Source organism: Streptomyces sp. NPDC096136, from assembly GCF_044763325.1.
Classification (GTDB): domain Bacteria; phylum Actinomycetota; class Actinomycetes; order Streptomycetales; family Streptomycetaceae; genus Streptomyces.
The window spans coordinates 1-17954 of record NZ_JBIWFZ010000014.1 but is presented as its reverse complement, the minus strand read 5'-3'; the positions used below and the strand labels follow the sequence as shown (position 1 = coordinate 17954).

General features: G+C 73.8%; 19 protein-coding genes. 6 read left to right on the top strand and 13 right to left on the bottom strand.

Annotated elements, in window-relative coordinates; genetic code table 11:
• Window positions 1-190 precede the first annotated feature (190 nt).
• Window positions 191-1693, bottom strand: coding sequence for an MFS transporter (locus tag ACIRBY_RS25855; protein WP_403904505.1), 1503 nt, complete (start codon window positions 1691-1693; stop codon window positions 191-193).
• Between the two features lie 160 nt (window positions 1694-1853).
• Here ACIRBY_RS25855 and ACIRBY_RS25850 point away from each other — a divergent pair, with 160 nt between their 5' ends.
• Window positions 1854-2300, top strand: a complete 447-nt coding sequence (locus ACIRBY_RS25850) for a MarR family winged helix-turn-helix transcriptional regulator (protein ID WP_403904502.1) — start codon at window positions 1854-1856, stop codon at window positions 2298-2300.
• Between the two features lie 110 nt (window positions 2301-2410).
• On the opposite strand, the gene ACIRBY_RS25845 is transcribed toward ACIRBY_RS25850, so the two are convergent.
• Complete coding sequence (locus ACIRBY_RS25845) at window positions 2411-2893, bottom strand: MarR family winged helix-turn-helix transcriptional regulator (protein ID WP_403904499.1); 483 nt, start codon at window positions 2891-2893, stop codon at window positions 2411-2413.
• 120 nt (window positions 2894-3013) lie between these two features.
• Here ACIRBY_RS25845 and ACIRBY_RS25840 point away from each other — a divergent pair, with 120 nt between their 5' ends.
• Window positions 3014-3424, top strand: coding sequence for an organic hydroperoxide resistance protein (locus ACIRBY_RS25840; RefSeq protein ID WP_042815907.1), 411 nt, complete (start codon window positions 3014-3016; stop codon window positions 3422-3424).
• Between the two features lie 27 nt (window positions 3425-3451).
• On the opposite strand, the gene ACIRBY_RS25835 is transcribed toward ACIRBY_RS25840, so the two are convergent.
• Complete coding sequence (locus ACIRBY_RS25835) at window positions 3452-3907, bottom strand: hypothetical protein (RefSeq protein WP_403904496.1); 456 nt, start codon at window positions 3905-3907, stop codon at window positions 3452-3454.
• A gap of 177 nt (window positions 3908-4084) precedes the next feature.
• On the opposite strand from ACIRBY_RS25835, the gene ACIRBY_RS25830 reads away from it, so the two are divergent.
• The 3 genes from ACIRBY_RS25830 to ACIRBY_RS25820 are packed head-to-tail and all read left to right on the top strand — an operon-like array spanning window position 4085 to window position 6812.
• Window positions 4085-5356 carry a histidine kinase gene (locus ACIRBY_RS25830; RefSeq protein ID WP_403904494.1) on the top strand — a complete coding sequence of 424 codons (1272 nt, stop codon included), beginning with the start codon at window positions 4085-4087 and terminating at the stop codon, window positions 5354-5356.
• Window positions 5344-5997 carry a response regulator gene (locus ACIRBY_RS25825; RefSeq protein WP_403904493.1) on the top strand — a complete coding sequence of 218 codons (654 nt, stop codon included), beginning with the start codon at window positions 5344-5346 and terminating at the stop codon, window positions 5995-5997. The genes ACIRBY_RS25830 and ACIRBY_RS25825 overlap by 13 nt, the downstream gene beginning before the upstream one ends.
• Window positions 5994-6812 carry a hypothetical protein gene (locus ACIRBY_RS25820; protein ID WP_403904492.1) on the top strand — a complete coding sequence of 273 codons (819 nt, stop codon included), beginning with the start codon at window positions 5994-5996 and terminating at the stop codon, window positions 6810-6812. Before ACIRBY_RS25825 ends, ACIRBY_RS25820 begins: the two co-directional genes overlap by 4 nt.
• Window positions 6813-6821: 9 nt before the next feature.
• Here the strand turns inward: ACIRBY_RS25820 and ACIRBY_RS25815 are convergent, their stop codons facing one another.
• The 10 genes from ACIRBY_RS25815 to ACIRBY_RS25770 all read right to left on the bottom strand — a co-directional run bounded on the left by ACIRBY_RS25815 (window position 6822) and on the right by ACIRBY_RS25770 (window position 15939).
• Window positions 6822-7331 carry a DUF664 domain-containing protein gene (locus ACIRBY_RS25815; RefSeq protein WP_403904491.1) on the bottom strand — a complete coding sequence of 170 codons (510 nt, stop codon included), beginning with the start codon at window positions 7329-7331 and terminating at the stop codon, window positions 6822-6824.
• Window positions 7332-7429: 98 nt separating this feature from the next.
• Window positions 7430-8083, bottom strand: a complete 654-nt coding sequence (locus ACIRBY_RS25810; RefSeq protein WP_403904489.1) for an LPXTG cell wall anchor domain-containing protein — start codon at window positions 8081-8083, stop codon at window positions 7430-7432.
• Window positions 8084-8172: 89 nt separating this feature from the next.
• Window positions 8173-10239, bottom strand: a complete 2067-nt coding sequence (locus ACIRBY_RS25805; RefSeq protein WP_403904488.1) for an RICIN domain-containing protein — start codon at window positions 10237-10239, stop codon at window positions 8173-8175.
• A 351-nt stretch (window positions 10240-10590) separates the two neighbouring features.
• Window positions 10591-10923, bottom strand: a complete 333-nt coding sequence (locus tag ACIRBY_RS25800; RefSeq protein ID WP_403904485.1) for a TcmI family type II polyketide cyclase — start codon at window positions 10921-10923, stop codon at window positions 10591-10593.
• A gap of 49 nt (window positions 10924-10972) precedes the next feature.
• On the bottom strand, window positions 10973-11455 hold the full coding sequence (locus tag ACIRBY_RS25795; protein ID WP_403904483.1) for an SRPBCC family protein: 483 nt from the start codon (window positions 11453-11455) through the stop codon (window positions 10973-10975).
• 1 nt (window position 11456) lies between these two features.
• Entirely contained in the window at window positions 11457-11711 is a 255-nt protein-coding gene (locus ACIRBY_RS25790; protein WP_403904481.1) for an acyl carrier protein, read from the bottom strand.
• Window positions 11712-11785: 74 nt separating this feature from the next.
• Window positions 11786-13036 carry a beta-ketoacyl synthase N-terminal-like domain-containing protein gene (locus ACIRBY_RS25785; protein ID WP_403904479.1) on the bottom strand — a complete coding sequence of 417 codons (1251 nt, stop codon included), beginning with the start codon at window positions 13034-13036 and terminating at the stop codon, window positions 11786-11788.
• Window positions 13033-14304, bottom strand: coding sequence for a beta-ketoacyl-[acyl-carrier-protein] synthase family protein (locus ACIRBY_RS25780; RefSeq protein ID WP_366450648.1), 1272 nt, complete (start codon window positions 14302-14304; stop codon window positions 13033-13035). Before ACIRBY_RS25780 ends, ACIRBY_RS25785 begins: the two co-directional genes overlap by 4 nt.
• Window positions 14301-14747, bottom strand: coding sequence for a cupin domain-containing protein (locus ACIRBY_RS25775; RefSeq protein ID WP_403904476.1), 447 nt, complete (start codon window positions 14745-14747; stop codon window positions 14301-14303). The genes ACIRBY_RS25780 and ACIRBY_RS25775 overlap by 4 nt, the downstream gene beginning before the upstream one ends.
• A gap of 106 nt (window positions 14748-14853) precedes the next feature.
• On the bottom strand, window positions 14854-15939 hold the full coding sequence (locus tag ACIRBY_RS25770; protein ID WP_403904474.1) for a SchA/CurD-like domain-containing protein: 1086 nt from the start codon (window positions 15937-15939) through the stop codon (window positions 14854-14856).
• 293 nt (window positions 15940-16232) lie between these two features.
• Here ACIRBY_RS25770 and ACIRBY_RS25765 point away from each other — a divergent pair, with 293 nt between their 5' ends.
• Window positions 16233-17864: an FAD-dependent oxidoreductase gene (locus ACIRBY_RS25765; protein WP_403904472.1), complete on the top strand. Its 1632-nt coding sequence runs from the start codon at window positions 16233-16235 to the stop codon at window positions 17862-17864.
• Window positions 17865-17954: the final 90 nt, after the last annotated feature.

Here is a 17954-nt window from a genome sequence, read left to right as displayed (position 1 = left end):
AACCCTCTTGCGCAGCCCGAAGGAAGGCTCCAACGCCTGCTGGGCTGCGGTATGTCGGGAGACTAGCGAGCCCCACTGACAACGCCGGGTGCGGGTCCGTCCGGGGGCCGTCCCGGACCCGGGAACACCACCGCCCCCGGTCCGTGGGGACCGGGGGCGGCAGCGGGAGCGTACGGCGGGCGTACGGGGATCAGCGGGCGGCGGCGGTGTCCGCGGCCTTCTCCGGCGCGGGGCTCGTGGCGGCCGCCTGGACGACGCGCGGGCCGTGGCCGGAGCGCAGTCCCAGCCAGCTGATGAGGGCGACCAGGGCGAAGGCGCCGGCCCCGATCCAGAAGGTGAGGGTGAATCCGGACTCGGCGGGCAGGGGCGGCACGCCCGGAGGGAGGTGCTCGATCGTCTTGGACGCCAGGATCGTGGTGACGATGGCGCTGCCGATCGCGCTGCCGGTGGAGCGGGAGATCGAGTTGATGCCGTTGGCGATGCCGCTCTGGTGGTGCGGGACGCTGGACATGATCACGGCGGGCATGGCCGCGTAGCCGAAGCTGACGGCCGCGCCGACGACGACGCCCGCGCCGATGACCGAGGCGGTGTGGCCGTGGTCGAGTGCCAGCCAGCCGAAGCCGGCGGCGCCGAGCGCGGCGGCGACGGCGAGGGCCAGGCGCGGGCCGCGGTGGCGCACCAGCTGGCCGCCGACGGGGGAGGCGAGCAGGGAGACGATGGCGCCGGGCAGCAGGAACTGGACGGAGGCGCGCAGGATGGAGGCGTCGAAGCCGTAGCCGGTGAGCTTCTCCGGCATCTGGACCAGGTAGGAGACGCCGAGGAAGTTCGCGAACATGCCGAACCCGACGAGGATGCCGGCCAGGTTGGCCATCAGGACCGGGCGGTGCACGAACATCTTCATGTCGACGAGGGGTTCGGCGACCTTGCGCTCGACCAGCACCCACACGGCCGTCATGACGGCGGCGCCGGCGAAGCTGCCGAGGGTGCGGGCGGAGGACCAGCCCCACTCGTGGCCCTGGGAGATGGGCAGCAGGAGCAGCAGCAGGGCGATGCCCAGGGTCAGCGCCCCGAGGAAGTCGGTGCGGCCGCCGGTCTTGTGGCGGGTCGCCGGGACCAGGAACAGCACGGCGAGCAGGGCCAGCGTGGCGAAGCCGGTGGCCATCCAGAAGGCGTTGCGGTAGTCGGCGCCCTCACCGGAGGTCAGCAGGCCGGTGGCGACCAGCGCCAGCCCGCTGCCGAACGCGAGCGTGCCGCTGACCAGCGCCATCGCGCCGGGCAGCTTCTGCGGGCGGACCTCCTCGCGCAGCACCGACAGGGCCAGCGGGAAGATCGCCGTGGCGGAGCCCTGGAGCACCCGGCCCAGGATGAGCAGCGGCAGCGAGCTCGCGAGCGCCGCGACCACGGATCCCGCGACCATCACGCCGAGGACGGCCACCAGGGTGGGCTTCTTGCCGTGCTGGTCGCCGAAGCGGCCGAGCAGCGGGGTGAAGACGGCGGCGGACAGCAGGGTGGCGGTGGTCACCCAGCTGACGTTGGCGGTGGAGGTGCCGAGGTCGTTGCGGATCAGGCCCAGGATCGGTACGGGCAGGGTCTGCATCATCGACACGACCATGGCGGCGAGGCTCAGGGCGAAGACGATGACCGTCTCGTTGCCCTTCCTGCCTTCTGCGGGGGCGGATGCGGCGGAGCTCATGGGTGGAGGGACCTTCTCAGTGCTTCGGAGTCCTGCGTCGGAGTGCTTGAGGACGCAGATGTTTTATGTCATCAAGTACTTTCCGAAGGTAGCCAGAGATACTTAAGGTGGTCAAGTAAAAGGTTGATAATGTCAACGATCCTCGAGTAGGGTCCGAGGCATGAGCACCACCGCGCCGCACCGCCCCACCAAGCTGGAACTGCTGGAACTGCTGGCCGCCATCGGCACCGCCCAGTGGCGGGACTTCGCCGCCGCGGCCGCCCGGTACGGGCTGACCTCCACCCAGGCCAAGGTCCTGGCCCAGCTCGAGGGCCCGGTCCCGATGCGCGGCCTGGCCTCCCTGCTGGCCTGCGACGCCTCGAACGTCACCGGGATCGTGGACCGGCTGGAGGCGCGCGGGCTGGTGCGGCGCGAGCCGGAGCCCAGGGACCGCCGGGTCAAGAACGTCGTGGCGACCGCCGAGGGCCGCGAGACCATGCGGCGGGTGCGCGAGGAGATGCAGGCCACCCACGGCGCGCTGGACACGCTGGACGAGGCCGAGGGCGCGATGCTCCACGCCCTGCTGGAGCGCCTGCGCCCGGCGATGGAGCGCCGGCCGGAGGCCTGAGGCGGGGTCGCCGGCCGGAGGCCTGAGGTGCGGCCGTGGGCCCCGGCGCCGACGGGGTCGCCGGCCGGGGGCGGGGTGTCCGGGCCGGAGGTCCGGATCCGGGTTCCGGGTCAGTGCTGCCCGACGGAGTCGACGGCGGCGTCGAGGGCTGCGGTCAGGCGGCCCAGGCGCTCCTGGAGCTCGCGGATCTCGCCCAGCTCGAAACCGGTGGCCCGCGCGATCCGCCGCGGCACCTCCACCGCGCGCTCCCGCAGGGCGGCGCCCTCCTCCGTGAGCACCGCGTGCACGGACCGCTCGTCCTCGGCGCTGCGCTCGCGGCGGATCAGGCCGGCCGCCTCCAGGCGCTTGAGCAGGGGGGAGAGCGTGCCCGAGTCGAGCCGCAGGTGCTGCCCCAGCTGCTTGACCGGCATCGTCCCGTGCTCCCAGAGGACCAGCATCACCAGGTACTGGGGGTAGGTCAGCCCCAGGTCCTTGAGGACCACCCGGTAGAGCCCGCCGAAGGCGCGGTTCGCGGCGCCCAGCGCGAAGCAGATCTGTCCGTCGAGGCGGAGGAAGTCCTGGTCGCGGAGGGTGTCGCCGGGCTGCTCGGTCATGGGGGCCAGTCTACCCGAGCCGACTTGCGAGCCATTGAGTTGTGCACAACTGAATTGTGTGCTCTATTTATGGCCGAGGGTCGGCCACCGGCCGCCCCGCCCCTCCGAAAGGACCTCCCGATGGACGCGCTGTACACCGCCGTCGCCACCGCCAACGGCCGCGAGGGCCGCGCCGTCAGCTCCGACGGCCAGATCGACCTCGCGCTCGCCATGCCCCCGGCGCTCGGCGGCAACGGCCAGGGCACCAACCCCGAGCAGCTCTTCGCCGCCGGCTACGCCGCCTGCTTCGCCAGCGCGCTCGGCCTGGTCGGCCGCCAGGCCAAGGTCGACACGGGCGACATCTCCGTCACCGCCGAGACCTCCATCGGCCAGGACGCGAGCGGCTTCGGCCTCGCCGTGACCCTGCGCATCGAGCTGCCCGAGTCCCTGGAGGGCGAGACCGGCGCGCTGCTCGTCAAGCAGGCGCACGAGGTGTGCCCGTACTCCAAGGCCACCCGGGGCAACATCCCCGTCGAGCTCGTCATCGAGTAGATCGAGCAGTACGGCGGGCCCCGCCGCTCAGGCGGTGCGCCGCGCGGCCACCACCGCGCAGGCCACCGCCAGCGGCAGCTCCGCCCCGGCCGCCAGCAGCAGCGCCAGACCCTGCCCGCCCGTGCCCATCGAGGTGGTCACGTCGAACCAGGCGTCCATCGCCAGCAGCGCCGCCGTCGCCGCCGCCACCGGGGCCACCCGCGGATCGCCCTTGCGCAGCAGCAGCCCCGTCCCCGCGAGCCCGGCGGCCAGCGCCGCGTCGAGGCCGATCCAGGCGGCGGACCAGTTCGACACCTCGGCCGTCCGCGGCATCGTCCTCGCCAGCACCGCCATCCACGGCAGCAGCGCCATCCCGCACCCGGTGAGCACCGTCGCGAGCCGGGGGAGGCGCGGCCCCGCCCCCAGGGACCCCGGCCGTCCGGCCGCCGTGCGCACGGCGGCGGTGTCGCGGCGGGCCTGGAACTGCGGGGCGGCGAGGGCCATGGCTGCGGATCTCCTTCCGGGCCGGCGGTCCGTCCGCCGGGCACACCACCACTCTGTCCGCCCGCGCGGCCGGGATCAGTAGCCCCACCGACCGAACCCGGGGTGGTGCCAGGTACACCCCCCACCGGGCACCAGGGTGGTGGCGGCCCCCCTGACCTGTGCGATTACCGTACGGGTATGGCAACTTGGGGCGCGCTGAAGCGCTCGTACACCTGGACCGCGGCGCACGCCCCGTGGTCGGCCTGGGCCTGGCGCAACACGGCCTTCAGCGTCGCGGCGATCCCGCCCGCGCTGCCGGTCGCCACCGGCATCCTCCTGCTGACCGTCGCCGCCCCCGGCCGCACCGCCCTGCCGCTCCTGCTCTGCCTGGTGCTCTCCCCGCTGCTGACGAAGCTCCAGCGCAGCCGCTTCCGGACGCTGCTCGGCCTCGACCTGCCGCCCGTCGCGCACGCCCACCCCTGGCGGACCGCACGCGGCCTGGCCGAACGGCTGCGCTCCGAGGCCACCCGGCGGCAGTACGCCTACCACCTCGCCGTCAGCCCGCTCGCCGCCCTCGGCGCCGTCCTCCTCGTCCTCACCTGGGCCGGCGGCCTCGTCGGCGCCTCCGCCTACGGCTGGGTCTGGCTGCTCCCCTCCGACGGCGGACTCCCCGACTACGGCTGGACCGGCCAGTACGACCTCCTCACCGTCGGCGGCGTCCTCATGCTGCTCGCCGCGCCCTGGCTGGCCGCCGCCCTGACCCGGCTCGACGCCCACGCCGCCGCCTCCCTCCTCGGCCCCAACCGGGCCCGCGAACTCCAGCGCCGCGTCGAGGACCTCGCCGAGAGCCGCGCCGGCGTCCTGGACGCGGCCGACATCGAACGCCGCCGCATCGAACGCGACCTGCACGACGGCGCCCAACAGCGCCTCGTCTCCCTCGCCATGAACCTCGGCATCGCCCGCGCCACCCTCACCGGCCTCCCGCCCGAGGCCAAGGCCGTCATCGACGAGGCCCACCGCGAGGCGAAGGAGGCCATCGAGGAACTCGGCAACCTCGTACGGGGCCTGCACCCGGCCGTCCTGGAGGACCGCGGCCTCGACGCCGCCCTCTCCGGGATCGCCGCCCGCGCCCCCCTGCCCGTCGAACTCACCGTGGACCTCGCCGAACGGCCCGGCCCCACCGTCGAGGCCGTCGCCTACTTCGTCGTCTCCGAGACCCTCGCCAACGTCGCCAAGCACGCCCGCGCCCGCCGCTGTTCGGTCACCGTCGCCCGCGTCCCCGGCGGACCCCGCGGCGAGGTGCTGCGCGTGGTCGTCACCGACGACGGGGTCGGCGGCGCCGACCCGGCCGGCGGCACCGGCCTGACCGGCCTGCGCAAGCGCGTAGGGTCGGTCGACGGAACCATCCTGATCAACAGCCCCCTCGGGGGCCCGACCGTCGTCACCGTGGAGCTGCCGTGCGGGCTGTGATCGCGGAGGACTCCGTCCTCCTGCGCATAGGTCTTGTCAAAGTCCTGGAAATGGCCGGATTCGAGGTGGCCGCCGAGACCGGCGACGCCGAGGGGCTGCTGGCCGCCGTCGAGGAGCACCGGCCCGACCTGGCCCTCGTCGACGTCCGGATGCCGCCCGGCTTCACCGACGAGGGCGTCCGGGCCGCCCTGATGATCCGCAGCCAGAGCCCGCGGACCGCCGTGCTGCTGCTCTCCCAGTACGTCGAGGAGCGCTACGCGGCCGACCTGCTGTCCTCCCAGAGCGGCGCCGGCATCGGCTACCTGCTCAAGCAGCGCGTCGCCGACGTCGAGGAGTTCATCGACGCCCTGCGCCGCGTCGCGGCCGGCGGCACCGCCCTCGACCCCCAGGTCGTCGCCCAGCTGCTGCTGCGCCGCGGCGGCCCCGACCCCCTGGAGCGGCTCACCCCGCGCGAGCGCGAGGTCCTCGCCCTGATGGCCGAGGGCCGCTCCAACGCGGGCATCGCGGACGGACTCGTCGTGAGCGAGAGCGCCGTGGCCAAGCACATCAACAACATCTTCACCAAGCTCGACCTGCCCCCGGCCGCCGAGGCCCACCGGCGCGTCCTCGCGGTCCTGAGGTTCCTGGACGGCGCCTCGTGAGCGGTTCCGCCGCACCGGCCGGGACCGCCCTGCGCCTCGCCTGGTACACGGCCGCGGCGCTGAGCGCCGTCCTCGTGGTGGCGGCGGCCGGCTGGCAGGTGGGGGCGGACACCGGCGCGCAGACCTCCACGGTGGTCCGCGACAGCGCCGGGCGGTCCGTGACCGCGCTGGAGGTCGACGGCGGCGAGGCGGACGTGACCATCACCCCGCGCGGGGACCGGACGGTCGGCTACCGGGCCGAGATGACCTGGTCCTTCGGGAAGCCGGACGTCGAGGAGAGCTGGCTCGGCGACACCCTCAGGCTGACCCCGCGCTGCCCCGGCGACGGGATCGGGGTCACCAGCGGCGTCGGGTGCTCCGTCAGCCTCCAGGTGACCGTGCCCGCCGGCGTCCCGGTCAAGGTCTCCGGCGGCTCCGGCCGGGTCACCGTCAGCGGCCTCGACGGGTCCGTGGACGCCGACATGGGATCGGGCGGCCTGGTCCTGGCCGATCTGCGCGGCCCCCTGCGGGCGCGCGTCGCCTCCGGCACCCTGCGCGCCACCGGCCTCACCGCCCCGCAGGCCGACGTACGGGCCGACACCGGGAGTGCGGACGTCGCCTTCGCCGCCCCGCCGGACCGGGTCACCGGCCGTGTCGGCGCCGGCCGCCTGGAGATCACCCTCCCGACGGCCACCCGCTACCGCGTCACCTGCCGGGCGGGCGCGGGCCGTTGCGAGGCGGAGGACACCCTGCGCGACCCCGCGGCCACCCGCACCCTGGACCTGGAGGCGGGCGCGGGCCGGGCCGGCGCGGGCTTGCGGCCACCCGGCCACTGACCCGGGTGTTCAGCGCCGCTCCAGCAGCCCCCGGACGTAGGCCGCCTGGCCCGCGTGCTGGAGGTCGTCCGCGAGGACGCTGACCAGCCGGACCCCCAGGGTGACCGGGGGGTCCCAGCGTTCGTCGACGATCCGCTCCAGGTCGGCCGCGGCCAGGCCGCGGACGAAGCGCAGGGACTGCTCGTGCACGGCGTCGTAGTAGCCGAGGAGGAGGTCGGCCGAGTCGACGCGGACGCTGCCGGCCTGCTCGGCCGTGTGGCCGTAGCCGTGGTCGGCGGCGGGCAGCGGCAGGGCGAAGCGGTCGGCCCAGCCGGCGGACCGCCAGACCTGCTCCTGTCCGGCGACGTCGGCCACGTGGTCGTCCTGGATCCGGGTCAGGTGCCACACCAGCCAGGAGATCGAGTTGGCCTCCGGGTCGGGCCGGGCGTTGAGCTGCTCGGCGGCGAGCCCGCCGACCGCCTCGTGGACCGCCTCCCGGATCCGCCCGAAGCCGTCCGCGAGTACCTCCGTGGCCTTCATCCGCCGTCCCCAGCCGTAGTCCGTGGCGGTGTCCGTGGTGTTCCGCCGCCGGGAACCACCATGCAGGGCCCCGCCCCGCCGGGCGGGGCGACACTCCGTCAGCGGTGGCGGCGGGCGCGGCGCAGGAGGATGCCGGCGGCCGCGCCGAGCAGGGCGATGCCGGCCACGCCGGCGGTCGTCCACCAGCCCGTGCCGGTGCTCCCCGAGGACGGGTCCGCCGAGGCGGTGGAGGAGGAGGGGGGAACGGAGGAGGCGGGAGGCGCCGCTGCGGCGACCGGGGCCGGAGCGGCGGGGGAGGCCGGTGCCGGGGAAGACGGCGCGGGGGAGGCGACCGGGTCCGCGGGGTCCGCCACGGGTACGCCGACCTCCTTGCGGGCGTGCCCGAGCGAGGGGAAGCCCGCCTCCACGGTCACCGTCCAGGTTCCGGCCGGGAGCGTCTCGGCGGTGGTCCAGCCCGCCGCGCGGCCGGGGTCGCGCACCAGCTTCCAGGGGCCCTGCGTGCGGGTGCCGTCGGCGCTGACGGCGTTCACGGTGGCGGCCACGGCCTCGTCGACGGCGTCGCCGTCGTTCTCCCAGGTGACGTCGGCGGTGACGTGCCCGGCCCGCTGGCCGGTGATCACCACGTTCAGGTTGTCGCCATGGGCGTGGGCGGGGCCGGCGAGGGCGATGCCCGTCGCGGTGAGGGCCAGCGCGGTCAGGGGAGCCAGGGCGGCGCGTCGGATGCGGGCCGGCGCGGTGCTCGGAGTGCTCACGGTGCTCCAGATGAGGTGGAGTGCGGGAGGGGAGGACGAAGGGGGCGGGCGGCCCTAGGGGAGTAGGGCCGCCCGCCGGTCACCAGGGGTCAGGCGGCCTTGCGGGCCGTCCAGACCTGCGCCGGACGGCCGTCCGCGCGCTGGAGTTCGAGCAGCCAGTCGCCGTAGTAGGGCCGGTTGCTCACCGCGAGGGCGAACCCGCCGCTCGGGTCGGAGACGGTCACCGCGCCGTCGCGGGAGGAGACCTTCCACTGCTGGGCGGCCGAGCCGCCGCAGGGCTGCTGCGCGATCCACATGCCCGCGGCCGGGGCGCCGCCGGGCTGGAGGCACTTGCCGGAGACCGCCGAGCGGATCCGCACGAGGCCGTTGCCCGCGTCGTCGAAGTACCACTGCTGCTGCGCGTAGCCGTTGGAGCGGCCGGCGACGAGGACGGTCCCGTCGGCCGTGCGGCCGCCCCACAGCTCGGCGGCCATGCCGCTGCTGCCGTTGCCGAGCACGTAGCGGGTGCCCGGGGTGGTCGTGGCGCCGCCGCCGGAGCCGGCCGTGCGGAAGGACGCGGCCTTGCCGGGACCGCTGTCACGGCCGGAGGCGTCGCGGACCGAGACGGCCGCCGTGTACGCCGTGCCGGGACGGAGGTTGTAGACGCGCAGGGAGGTGGACTGGACCCAGGTCAGGTGCTTGTCGTTGAGCAGCACCTGGTACCAGGCGGCGCCGTCGACCTTGGGCCAGCTGAGCACCACCGAGTCCGACTGGATCTGGCCGGCCGTCACCGTCGGGGCCCCGGAGGGCTTCGTGGTGGGCGAGGGCGTCGGCTTCGGGGAGGGGTTCGGGTTGGGGTTCGGGTCGGTTCCGCCCCCGCCCTCCGTGCGCATCAGGAACTGGTTGTCGGCGATGTTCCAGTGCGTGGCCAGGTAGCTGCCGGCCTGGGGGTTGGTGTGGAAGTAGTCGTCGTGGTTGCAGTCGAGGATGTTCTCCTTCGCCTGGTTGTTGCAGACGTAGCGCATCTGCGGGTAGTACGGCGTGTCCGAGTAGCACATGACGTCGTACTCGTCCGTGCAGTGCGCGCCCCGGCTGGTGTTGGGCGCGCTGTTGTTGACCGCGCCCAGGTTGTGGCCGAGCTCGTGGGCGGCGGTGTGGCCGCCCCAGCAGCCGGAGTCGGTGCGCCCGTAGGAGGGGCCGAAGTTGCTCAGGTTGTCCTGGCCGTGGCGCTCGTCGCCGTTGAAGGTGCCGATGCCGCAGTAGACCTGGGCGTCCGCGAAGATCATGTACTTGCGGTCGCGGCGGTTGAGCCCCTTGCCGGCCAGCGCGTTGTTGGTGGCGCTGAACTCGGAGAGCGCGGAGTCGGGGAGCTCGACGTTGAGCACCGAGGGGGTGCAGTCGGCGGCCGTCACGTAGCGGATGTGGCGGATGCCGCCGGTCTCCTTGGCGCTGGCCGCGTAGATCATGTCGGCGTCGACGGCCCACTTGCGGAACGAGGCCGCGTACTCGGCGTACCGGTCGCGGCCGGGGCCGTGCACGTACACGACCTGGATGCGGTTGCCGGTGCTGCCGTCGCCGTCGCACTGGACGGTCTGTCCGGCCGGACCGGTGGCGACGGCCTGGCCGCCGGAGGGCGGGGCCGGGGCCTTCGCACTCGCGGCGACGCTGCGGGCGTCGGCGGCGGGCGCGTCCTGAGGACGCCCGCCGCCTTCCGTGGCGGCCGGGTCGGCGGAGGCGGGGGCGGCGGGATCGGCTGCCGCTGCCTTGGCCTTGACCACGGGCTCGACGTCGGCCTTGATGTCGACGTCCTTGGGCGGGGCGTCGGGGCCGTGGGTGCAGAGTCCGGCCTGCGTGCGGTAGACCCCGGCGCAGCGGTCGCCCTTGGGCGCCGTGTCGAGGCCGTCGTAGACCATGCCCTTGGCGTCCTCGTTCGCGGGCTTCTTCGCGAGCGGGGCCGGCTCCTCGTCCCGGGCCGGCGCGGCGGCCGGTTCGGCGGCGGCGGCCGGTGCGCCGGCCAGTGCGGGCGTGTTCGCCTCGGCGTCGGGGCCGAGGCGGGAGTACGCGAATCCGCCCGCGAGCAGCGCCGCCGACGCCGCCGCGGCGGTCAGGAGTATCAGTTTCCGCGGTGTGCGTCGCTGGTCGGTCCGGCGGCGCCGGCCCTTGGGTCGTGCTGTCATGCGCACCTCAAGTCCTGGTCAGGGGAGTGGGTGCGCAGAAGCGTGCCAGATGGGCGCCGTGGAGAATTCGGACAAACGGGAGCCGGGCCCGAGAAATCCATCCGTTACCTTCGGGCCTGATTTGATGAACTGTCAACTTGCAGCAAACTCAAGGCAGTTACGCGCGTCGCGCGACAAAGGTCCAGGCCTTTAAAGCGAGGTCGTTATCAAATCGAGATAAGAGGTGGAACCTTGTTGACGGCAATTCAGTCAGGTATTCATTCAAAAACTACCTGCCGAATTCCTTCCGTCACTGGCCGTGGGTGCCCAGGCCGCCCGGCGGTGCGGCGCAGGCTTGGGCACCCGTACGGACTACCGGGCGGCGTCCCGCTCCCAGACGTAGAACCGGTGGGCCATCGCGTCCTCGGGGCTGCGCCAGGTCTCCGGGTCGTGCGGGCTGACGTACGCCTGGAGCCGGTCGCTCAGGTCGCGGAACTCCGGGTGCCCGACGACCTTGGCGATGGCCGGGCCCGGGTCCGTGTCGCACTCGACCAGGTGCATGTACACCTCCCCGAACTGGAAGAGGCTGCGGCGCCGGACCCCGACCAGGTGCGGCAGCTCGCCGGCGTCCGAGGCGGCGAACAGGCCGGCGATGTCGGGCGCGGAACCGGGTGCCATCCGGGCCACGATGAGGGCTTGGTGCATCGGGAGTCGCCTTTCGGGTGGGGCGGGGAGGGGAGGGGTGGGGAGGGGCTCAGCGGCGCCGGCCCGCCGGGGACTTGGCCTTCGCCCGGTGCGCGCGCTCGATCTTGTCCCGGATCAGCTCCATCTGGATCCGGGAGTTGTGGTTGATGCGGTCGGTCATCCCCGCGTCGTCGATCGGGGCGTCCGGCTTCATCGCGAAGTCCTGCACCCACCGCATGCGGGTGCCGCCCGGCACCTCGCCGTACTCCCAGTGGATGTCCATGTGCGCGAACGGGCCGGTCTCCACCCGGCGCGCCTTCACCGTGAGCCCCGCGCGGTCCACGGTCCGCTCCGAGACCCAGCTCCACACCACCCCGTTCTCGTCGGGGTGCATGGCCAGGCGGAACCGGGTGGTGTTCCCGGCCTGCTCCAGGATCTCGATCGACGCGTACTCGCTGAAGAGCTCGGGCCAGTTCGGCAGGTCGTTCGTGACGTCCCACACGACGTCCACGGGCGCCTTGACGGTGATCTCGTTGTCGGTGTGGCCGGACATCTCAGGCTCCTGTCATGAGGCTGTTGTTGACGAGGTCGACGAACTCGCGCGGGCTCTTGCAGCGGTCGGCGTCCGTGGGCAGGGCCCGGCCGCGCCGGTTCTCCAGCTCGCCCACGATCCCGAGCAGGCCCAGCGAGTCGAGGCCGTAGTCGTCGAACCGCGAGTCCGGACGGTTCGTCAGCTCGGCGGGGTCGACGGTGATGCCGGCGCTCTTCATGAGCGTCGCCAGCTCTTCCATGGTCAGTCGTTCGGACATGGTGCCTTCTCTCTCTCCTGCTTCCGGGGGCCGGCCGGTCTCCCGCACGGCCCTGACGGACGGGGGTCGGATCCCTACGCGCCGGACTCGGGTCCCTTGCGCAGGACGAGTGCCGCGTTCGACCCCATCCGGCCGCGGCTCAGGACGAGCGCGGTCCGCAGGGGGGCGACGCGGGCGCTGCCGGTGACCACCTGGAGGTCGTGGCAGACGTCGAAGACGTTCGGCGTCGGCGGCAGGACACCGTGCTCCAGCGCCAGGACGGCGGCGGCCGCGTCGAGGGTGCCGGCCGCGCAGTAGGCCCGCCCCGTACCGGTCTTGGGCGCCGTCACCGGCACCTTCGACCCGTACGCGCCGAGCGCCTCCCGCAGCGCCGCCGCCTCGGCCGCGTCCGCCTCGGGCGTGCCCAGGGCGTCCGCGAAGACCACGTCCACCTCCTCCGGCGCGCAGCCGGCCTCACGCAGGGCCCCGCGGATGGCGTGCGCGAGCCCCTCGGAGTCCCGCGGCCGCCCCGGCGGCGTGAAGGTGGCGCTGTGCCCGGCCAGCAGGGCCCGTACGGGCGCGCCCCGCCGCGCGGCCCCGGCCGCGTCCTCGACGGTGAACATGGCCCCGCCCTCCGCCGGGACGAACCCGCAGGCCTTCGCGGTGAACGGGCGGTAGGCGCGCTCCGGGTCGTCCCCGGTGCTCAGCCCCTCGTATCCCACCTGGCAGACCACCGAGTACGGCGCGAGCGGGGCCTCCGTCGCGCCGACGAGCATGGCCCGGCTGCCCTGCCGGATCGCGCGGGCGGCGTGCGCGAAGGCGTCCAGCCCGCCCGCCTCGTCGCTCGCCACCACCCCGCACGGGCCCTTGAACCCGCGCCGGATGGAGATCTGGCCGGTGCTCGCCGCGTAGAACCAGGCGATCGACTGGTACGGGCCGACGTAGCGGGGGCCCTGCCCCCACAGCCGCTGGAGCTCGCGCTGCCCGAACTCGCCGCCGCCCGAGCCGGCCGCCGTCACCACGCCCACCGCGTACGGGTCGTCCGCGTAGTCGGCGCGGCCCAGCCGGGCGTGCTCCAGCGCCAGGTCGGCCGCGGCCAGCGCGTAGTGGCTGAAGCGGTCGGTCTGGACGAGGAACCGGTCCTCCACCAGCGTGCCCGGGTCGAAGCCCCGCACCTCGCCCGCCACCCGGACGGGAAGGTGCTCGCAGCCCTGCCGGGTCACCCGGTCCAGAACGCTGTCGCCGGCCTGGGTCGCCTTCCAGAAGGCCTCCGCGCCGATCCCGTTCGGCGCGACGACACCGATACCGGTGACGGCCGCCACGGGGCCGGCAGTGGGTCTCTTCACGCGCGTACCTCCTTGGGCTGGGTCAGGACCACGGCGGACTGGAAGCCGCCGAAGCCGCTCCCCACCGACAGCACGTTGCGCAGGGTGTGCCCGCGCGCGGTGCGCGGCACGTAGTCCAGGTCGCATTCCGGGTCGGGGGTCTCGTAGTTCGCGGTCGGCGGGACCACCTGGTGGGTCATCGCCAGGACGCAGGCCGCGAGCTCGATCGCCCCGATGGCGCCGAGCGAGTGCCCCACCATGGACTTGATGGAGGTCATCGGCGTCTTGTAGGCGTGGTCCCCGAGCACCCGCTTGACGGCCGCCGTCTCGTGGCGGTCGTTCTGCTTGGTGCCGGAGCCGTGCGCGTTGACGTAGTCGATCTCCCGGGCGTCGACCCGGGCCTGGGCCAGCGCGGTCTCGATCGCCCGCGCCATCTCCAGGCCCTCGGCGGTCAGCCCGGTCATGTGGTGGGCGTTGCCGAAGGTGGCGTAGCCGCCGATCTCGCAGTAGATCCGCGCGCCGCGGGCCCGCGCCCGCTCCAGCTCCTCCAGGACCAGGACGGCGCCGCCCTCGCCGAGGACGAACCCGTCCCGGTCGGCGTCGAAGGGCCGGGAGGCGTGCGCCGGGTCCTCGTTGTTCGCCGAGGTCGCCTTGATGGCGTCGAAGCAGGCCACGGTGATGGGGGAGACCGGGGAGTCGGAGGCGCCCGCGATGCAGACGTCCATCCGGCCCTCCTGGATGGAGTGCACCGCGTACCCGACGGCGTCGAGCCCGGAGGTGCAGCCGGTGGACACGGTCTGTACGGGACCGCGCGCCCCCGTCTGCTCCGCCACCGCCGAGGCGAGGGTGGCGGGGGTGAAGGCCCGGTGCAGGAAGGGGGAGGAGAGGCGGTGGTCCACGTCCCACCACGCGCCCCGCTGGCTGACGTCCACGTAGTCGTGTTCCAGCCGGGTCGTGCCGCCGACCGCCGTGCCCAGGGAGACGCCCGTGCGCCAGGCGCTCTCGCCGTCGAGCTCCAGGCCGGCGTCGGCCACCGCCTCGCGGGCGGCCACGAGGGCGAACTGGATGTACCGGTCCGCCCGCGCCGCCTCGTCCTCGGTGAAGCCGTGCTCGGAGGGGTCGAAGTCGACCTCGGCGGCTATCCGGGAGCGGAACCCGTCCGGGTCGAAGAGGGTGATGCCCCTGGTCGCCGTACGGCCGTTGGACAGCAGGTCCCAGAAGGCGGGGGCTCCGATGCCGCCGGGGGCCACGACCCCCACCCCCGTGACGGCCACCCGCCGCCCGGTCACGAGACCGCCCCCGTGCGCTCCGGCGGGCGCTCCGCCCAGGCGGTGGCGTCCGGGTTCCTGGCCTCCTCGGTGTCCACGTGCCCGAGCTTGGGGTCCGGGGCGAGGGGGCCGAGGTGGAAGACCATCCGGGCCTCGGTGCCGCCGACGTTGCGGAACCGGTGGCGGACGTTCAGCGGGACCAGGAGCCCCTGGTCGGTGCGCAGCGGGTGGGTGTCGCCGTCGAGGTCGACCTCCAGCGTGCCGGCGACCACGTACACGAACTCCTCGGAGTACGGGTGGTAGTGCTCGGCGATCGACTCGCCCGGAGCCATCACCGCCAGGCCCATGAAACCGCTGGTCGAGCCCACCGAGGTCGGGGTGAGGACCGCGCGCAGATCACCTCCGCGCCTGCGGTTGGGCTGGGTCTCGCTGAGGTCGACGATGCGCGGGTGATGTCTGGTCATGACGGACTTCCTCCTGGCGGACGGGAGCCTTCTCATGGGCTGCCGGTGGGGGTGGGGGTGGTACGGGCCGGGGGAGGCACCCTCGCGGGTGCCGCTCCCGTCCGGGTCAGGACTGCTCCGGAGCCCGGCGGTCGGTGATCGGTTCCATGGGGTGCGGGGCGTGCGGGGCCCCGGCCAGCAGCCGGTCCAGCACCGCCGCCTGACGCGGCCCGTCCAGGCCGAAGCCGCCCGCGAAGCGGCCGTCGGCCGGCCCGGTGACGTCGAGCAGGCGGACCACCACGTCGTCGCGCTGGAAGATGCTGCTGCTCAGCACGGGACTGGTGGGGATCTTCGCGGCCGCCTCGTCCTGCTGGGCGAGGAACCGGGCGACCATCGGGCCGCAGCCCGGCTTGGCCGGGTAGAACAGCGCGTGCCGGGTCACCCGGTCCGGCTGCGGGCCGTGCGCCTCGACGTGGTGGACCGCCGGGAGGCCCGCGCGCATGAAGAACATCCGGGCGGACTCCGGGTCGGACAGGTCCCGGTCCTGTTCGAGGTACGGGTTGATGGCGTGCTCCACGGCCCGTACCTCGGGCTGCTCCGACACGTGCCGCAGGGCCGCCGTCAGGTCGCCCTGGACCTCCACGGCCCGCACCACCCGGTTGCCGTGCATGAACAGGGAGGTGCGCAGGAGCCGGGTGTGGTCGTCGACGCGGGCGGCCGGGGAGTCGTACGAGGACAGGATCTCGGCGACCTTCCCCTCGCTGCCCGGCTTGACCGTGAAGGTCAGGGCGTGCCGGACGATCCCCTCACCGAGCCGGGGACCGTCCTGGAGCCGCGCACCGAACCGCCCCTGCGGCGCGTCGTAGCGCCGGCCGGTCTCGCGCAGCACCGTGAACTTCAGCGGGCGCATCGAGCGGGCGCAGGCGCCCAGCGGCTTGACCTGTTCGGCGTGCGCCTCGCTGTTGACCCACGCGAGGTACTGCGGCGCGCTCTCCCACTCGCTGGTGATCAGCCACTGCGAGGGGTTCTCGAAGGACTGGCAGAGCTGGTCGCCCAGGTGCCCGGGCACCGAGGCGATGTCGTGCCGCAGCCGCTCGTAGGCCTCGAAGAACCTCTGCTGGGCGCCCTCGTGGAGGTCCATCAGCAGGACGACCCGGAGCATGGAGCCGTCGAAGGCGGACTGCGACACCCGTTCGGACAGGGTGGTGGTCATCTGTTCACTCCTTCGTGAGGGCGCGGACGCCGGCGCCTACGCGCTCCCCTGCGTCATCCGGCGGCAACGGCCCGGGCACGCGGGGCCCCGTGGCCCCCGGTCACCGGACGCGGGCGGTCCGGTCGAGAGGGGCCGCCGCTGTCGCTCATCGTCATCCGCCCGGGTACGGATCGCGACATCTCCGGATCAAGCGGGTGACAAGAGGCGACTCGCCCGGACAAGAAGGCTGATCGGGGGCATAAGCCGTCCACTGCCCCTGCACAGCCCCCACACGAAACAGGAGCCCGCAGCCGATGGAAGAGCATGCCGATGTCCGCGTACCGGTCCTCGTCGTGGGCGGTTCCCTCGTGGGCCTCTCCACCTCGCTGTTCCTGAGCCGCCACGGCATCAGGCACATGGTGGTCGAGAAGCACGCCGGAACCTCCGTCCACCCGCGCGGACGGGGGATCAACGCACGCACGATGGAGCTGTTCCGGACGGCCGGGGTCGAGCCCGCCATCCGCAAGGAGGCCTCCGCCCTGGAGGCCAACCAGGGCATCCTGCAGACGCAGGCGCTCATCGGCGGCGAGCACAAGTGGCTCATCAAGGCCGTCGACCCCACCGGGGTGCTGGCCCGCTTCAGCCCCACCGGCTGGTGCCTGTGCAGCCAGAACAACATCGAGCCGGTCCTGGCCGCGCAGAGCCGCGCCCAGGGCGCCGACGTGCGCTTCTCCACCGAGCTGATGAGCTTCGACCAGGACGCCCACGGGGTCAGCGCCCTCGTGAAGAACCGGGACACCGGCGAGCACCTCACCGTCCGCGCCGACTACCTGATCGCCGCCGACGGGCCGCGCAGCCCCGTCCGCGAGGCCCTGGGCATCCGCCAGGCCGGCAGCGGCGAGCTGTTCCACAACGTCAGCATCGTCTTCCGCTCCGAACGCCTCGCCGAACTCCTGGGCGACCTGCGCTTCATCGTCTGCTACCTGATGCGCCCGGGCGCCGACGGGGCGCTGCTGCCGGTGGACAACGAGACCCAGTGGGTCTTCCACGCCCCCTGGCACCCGGAGACGGGCGAGACGCTGGAGGACTTCACCGAGGAGCGCTGCATCGCCCAGATCCGGGGCGCCATCGGCGTGCCCGACCTGGACGTGGAGATCGGCGGCAAGGCCCCCTGGCACGCCGCCGAGCGCGTGGCGCAGCAGTACTCGGTCGGCCGGGTCTTCGTCGTCGGCGACGCCGCCCACGAGATGTCCCCCACCGGCGCCTTCGGCTCCAACACCGGAATCCAGGACGCGCACAACCTCGCCTGGAAGATCGCCGCCGTGCTGAACGGCTCCGCCGGACCCGGCCTGCTGCACACCTACGAGGACGAGCGTCTCCCCGTCGCCCTCGCCACCAGCGAGCGCGCCTCGGCCCGTTCGGCCGAACACAGCCACCCCGGGTACGTGCCGCCCCCCACCATGGGCGGCGGCCCCGGCAGCGGCGTCCTGACCACCGCCATGGGCTACTGCTACCCCCGGGGCGCCGTCATCGGCGGCGACCCCGGCCGGCCGATCATCCCCGAGACCATGCGGCTCAAGGGCGACGTCGGCACCCGCGCCCCGCACATGTGGCTGATGCGGGCGGGGCAGCGGATCTCCCTGCTCGACCTGTACGAGACCTCCTTCGTGCTGCTCAGCTCGCCGGGCACGCCCTGGCAGGAGGCCGCCGGCCAGGTCGCCCGCGAGCTGGGGGCGCACCTGGACGCCTACACCGTCGGCTCCGCCCCGGACGCCGACCTGGTCCAGCCGGACGGCGCCGACTGGGCGGAGCTCCACGAACTGCCCGCCGCGGGAGCGGTCCTCGTACGCCCGGACGGGTTCGTCGCCTGGCGCTCCGAGGGCGGCGCGGCCGACCCGCGCGGGGCGCTCCTGGACGCGATGACGCAGCTGCTGCGGCGCGCCTAGTGATCCGGTTCGGAGATCCTGTCGCAGTAGCGGCAGATGCGGTCGAGGATCTGGTCGGCGGTCTTGGCCCACTTGAAGGGCCGGGCTTCG

What these genes read in the sequence shown, in the direction of transcription:
- ACIRBY_RS25855 (WP_403904505.1), bottom strand. Translation starts at nt 1,693, where the DNA reads ATGAGCTCCGCCGCATCCGCCCCCGCAGAAGGCAGGAAGGGCAACGAG.
- ACIRBY_RS25850 (WP_403904502.1), top strand. Translation starts at nt 1,854, where the DNA reads ATGAGCACCACCGCGCCGCACCGCCCCACCAAGCTGGAACTGCTGGAA.
- ACIRBY_RS25845 (WP_403904499.1), bottom strand. Translation starts at nt 2,893, where the DNA reads ATGACCGAGCAGCCCGGCGACACCCTCCGCGACCAGGACTTCCTCCGC.
- ACIRBY_RS25840 (WP_042815907.1), top strand. Translation starts at nt 3,014, where the DNA reads ATGGACGCGCTGTACACCGCCGTCGCCACCGCCAACGGCCGCGAGGGC.
- ACIRBY_RS25835 (WP_403904496.1), bottom strand. Translation starts at nt 3,907, where the DNA reads ATGGCCCTCGCCGCCCCGCAGTTCCAGGCCCGCCGCGACACCGCCGCC.
- ACIRBY_RS25830 (WP_403904494.1), top strand. Translation starts at nt 4,085, where the DNA reads ATGGCAACTTGGGGCGCGCTGAAGCGCTCGTACACCTGGACCGCGGCG.
- ACIRBY_RS25815 (WP_403904491.1), bottom strand. Translation starts at nt 7,331, where the DNA reads ATGAAGGCCACGGAGGTACTCGCGGACGGCTTCGGGCGGATCCGGGAG.
- ACIRBY_RS25805 (WP_403904488.1), bottom strand. Translation starts at nt 10,239, where the DNA reads ATGACAGCACGACCCAAGGGCCGGCGCCGCCGGACCGACCAGCGACGC.
- ACIRBY_RS25800 (WP_403904485.1), bottom strand. Translation starts at nt 10,923, where the DNA reads ATGCACCAAGCCCTCATCGTGGCCCGGATGGCACCCGGTTCCGCGCCC.
- ACIRBY_RS25795 (WP_403904483.1), bottom strand. Translation starts at nt 11,455, where the DNA reads ATGTCCGGCCACACCGACAACGAGATCACCGTCAAGGCGCCCGTGGAC.
- ACIRBY_RS25790 (WP_403904481.1), bottom strand. Translation starts at nt 11,711, where the DNA reads ATGTCCGAACGACTGACCATGGAAGAGCTGGCGACGCTCATGAAGAGC.
- ACIRBY_RS25775 (WP_403904476.1), bottom strand. Translation starts at nt 14,747, where the DNA reads ATGACCAGACATCACCCGCGCATCGTCGACCTCAGCGAGACCCAGCCC.
- ACIRBY_RS25770 (WP_403904474.1), bottom strand. Translation starts at nt 15,939, where the DNA reads ATGACCACCACCCTGTCCGAACGGGTGTCGCAGTCCGCCTTCGACGGC.
- ACIRBY_RS25765 (WP_403904472.1), top strand. Translation starts at nt 16,233, where the DNA reads ATGGAAGAGCATGCCGATGTCCGCGTACCGGTCCTCGTCGTGGGCGGT.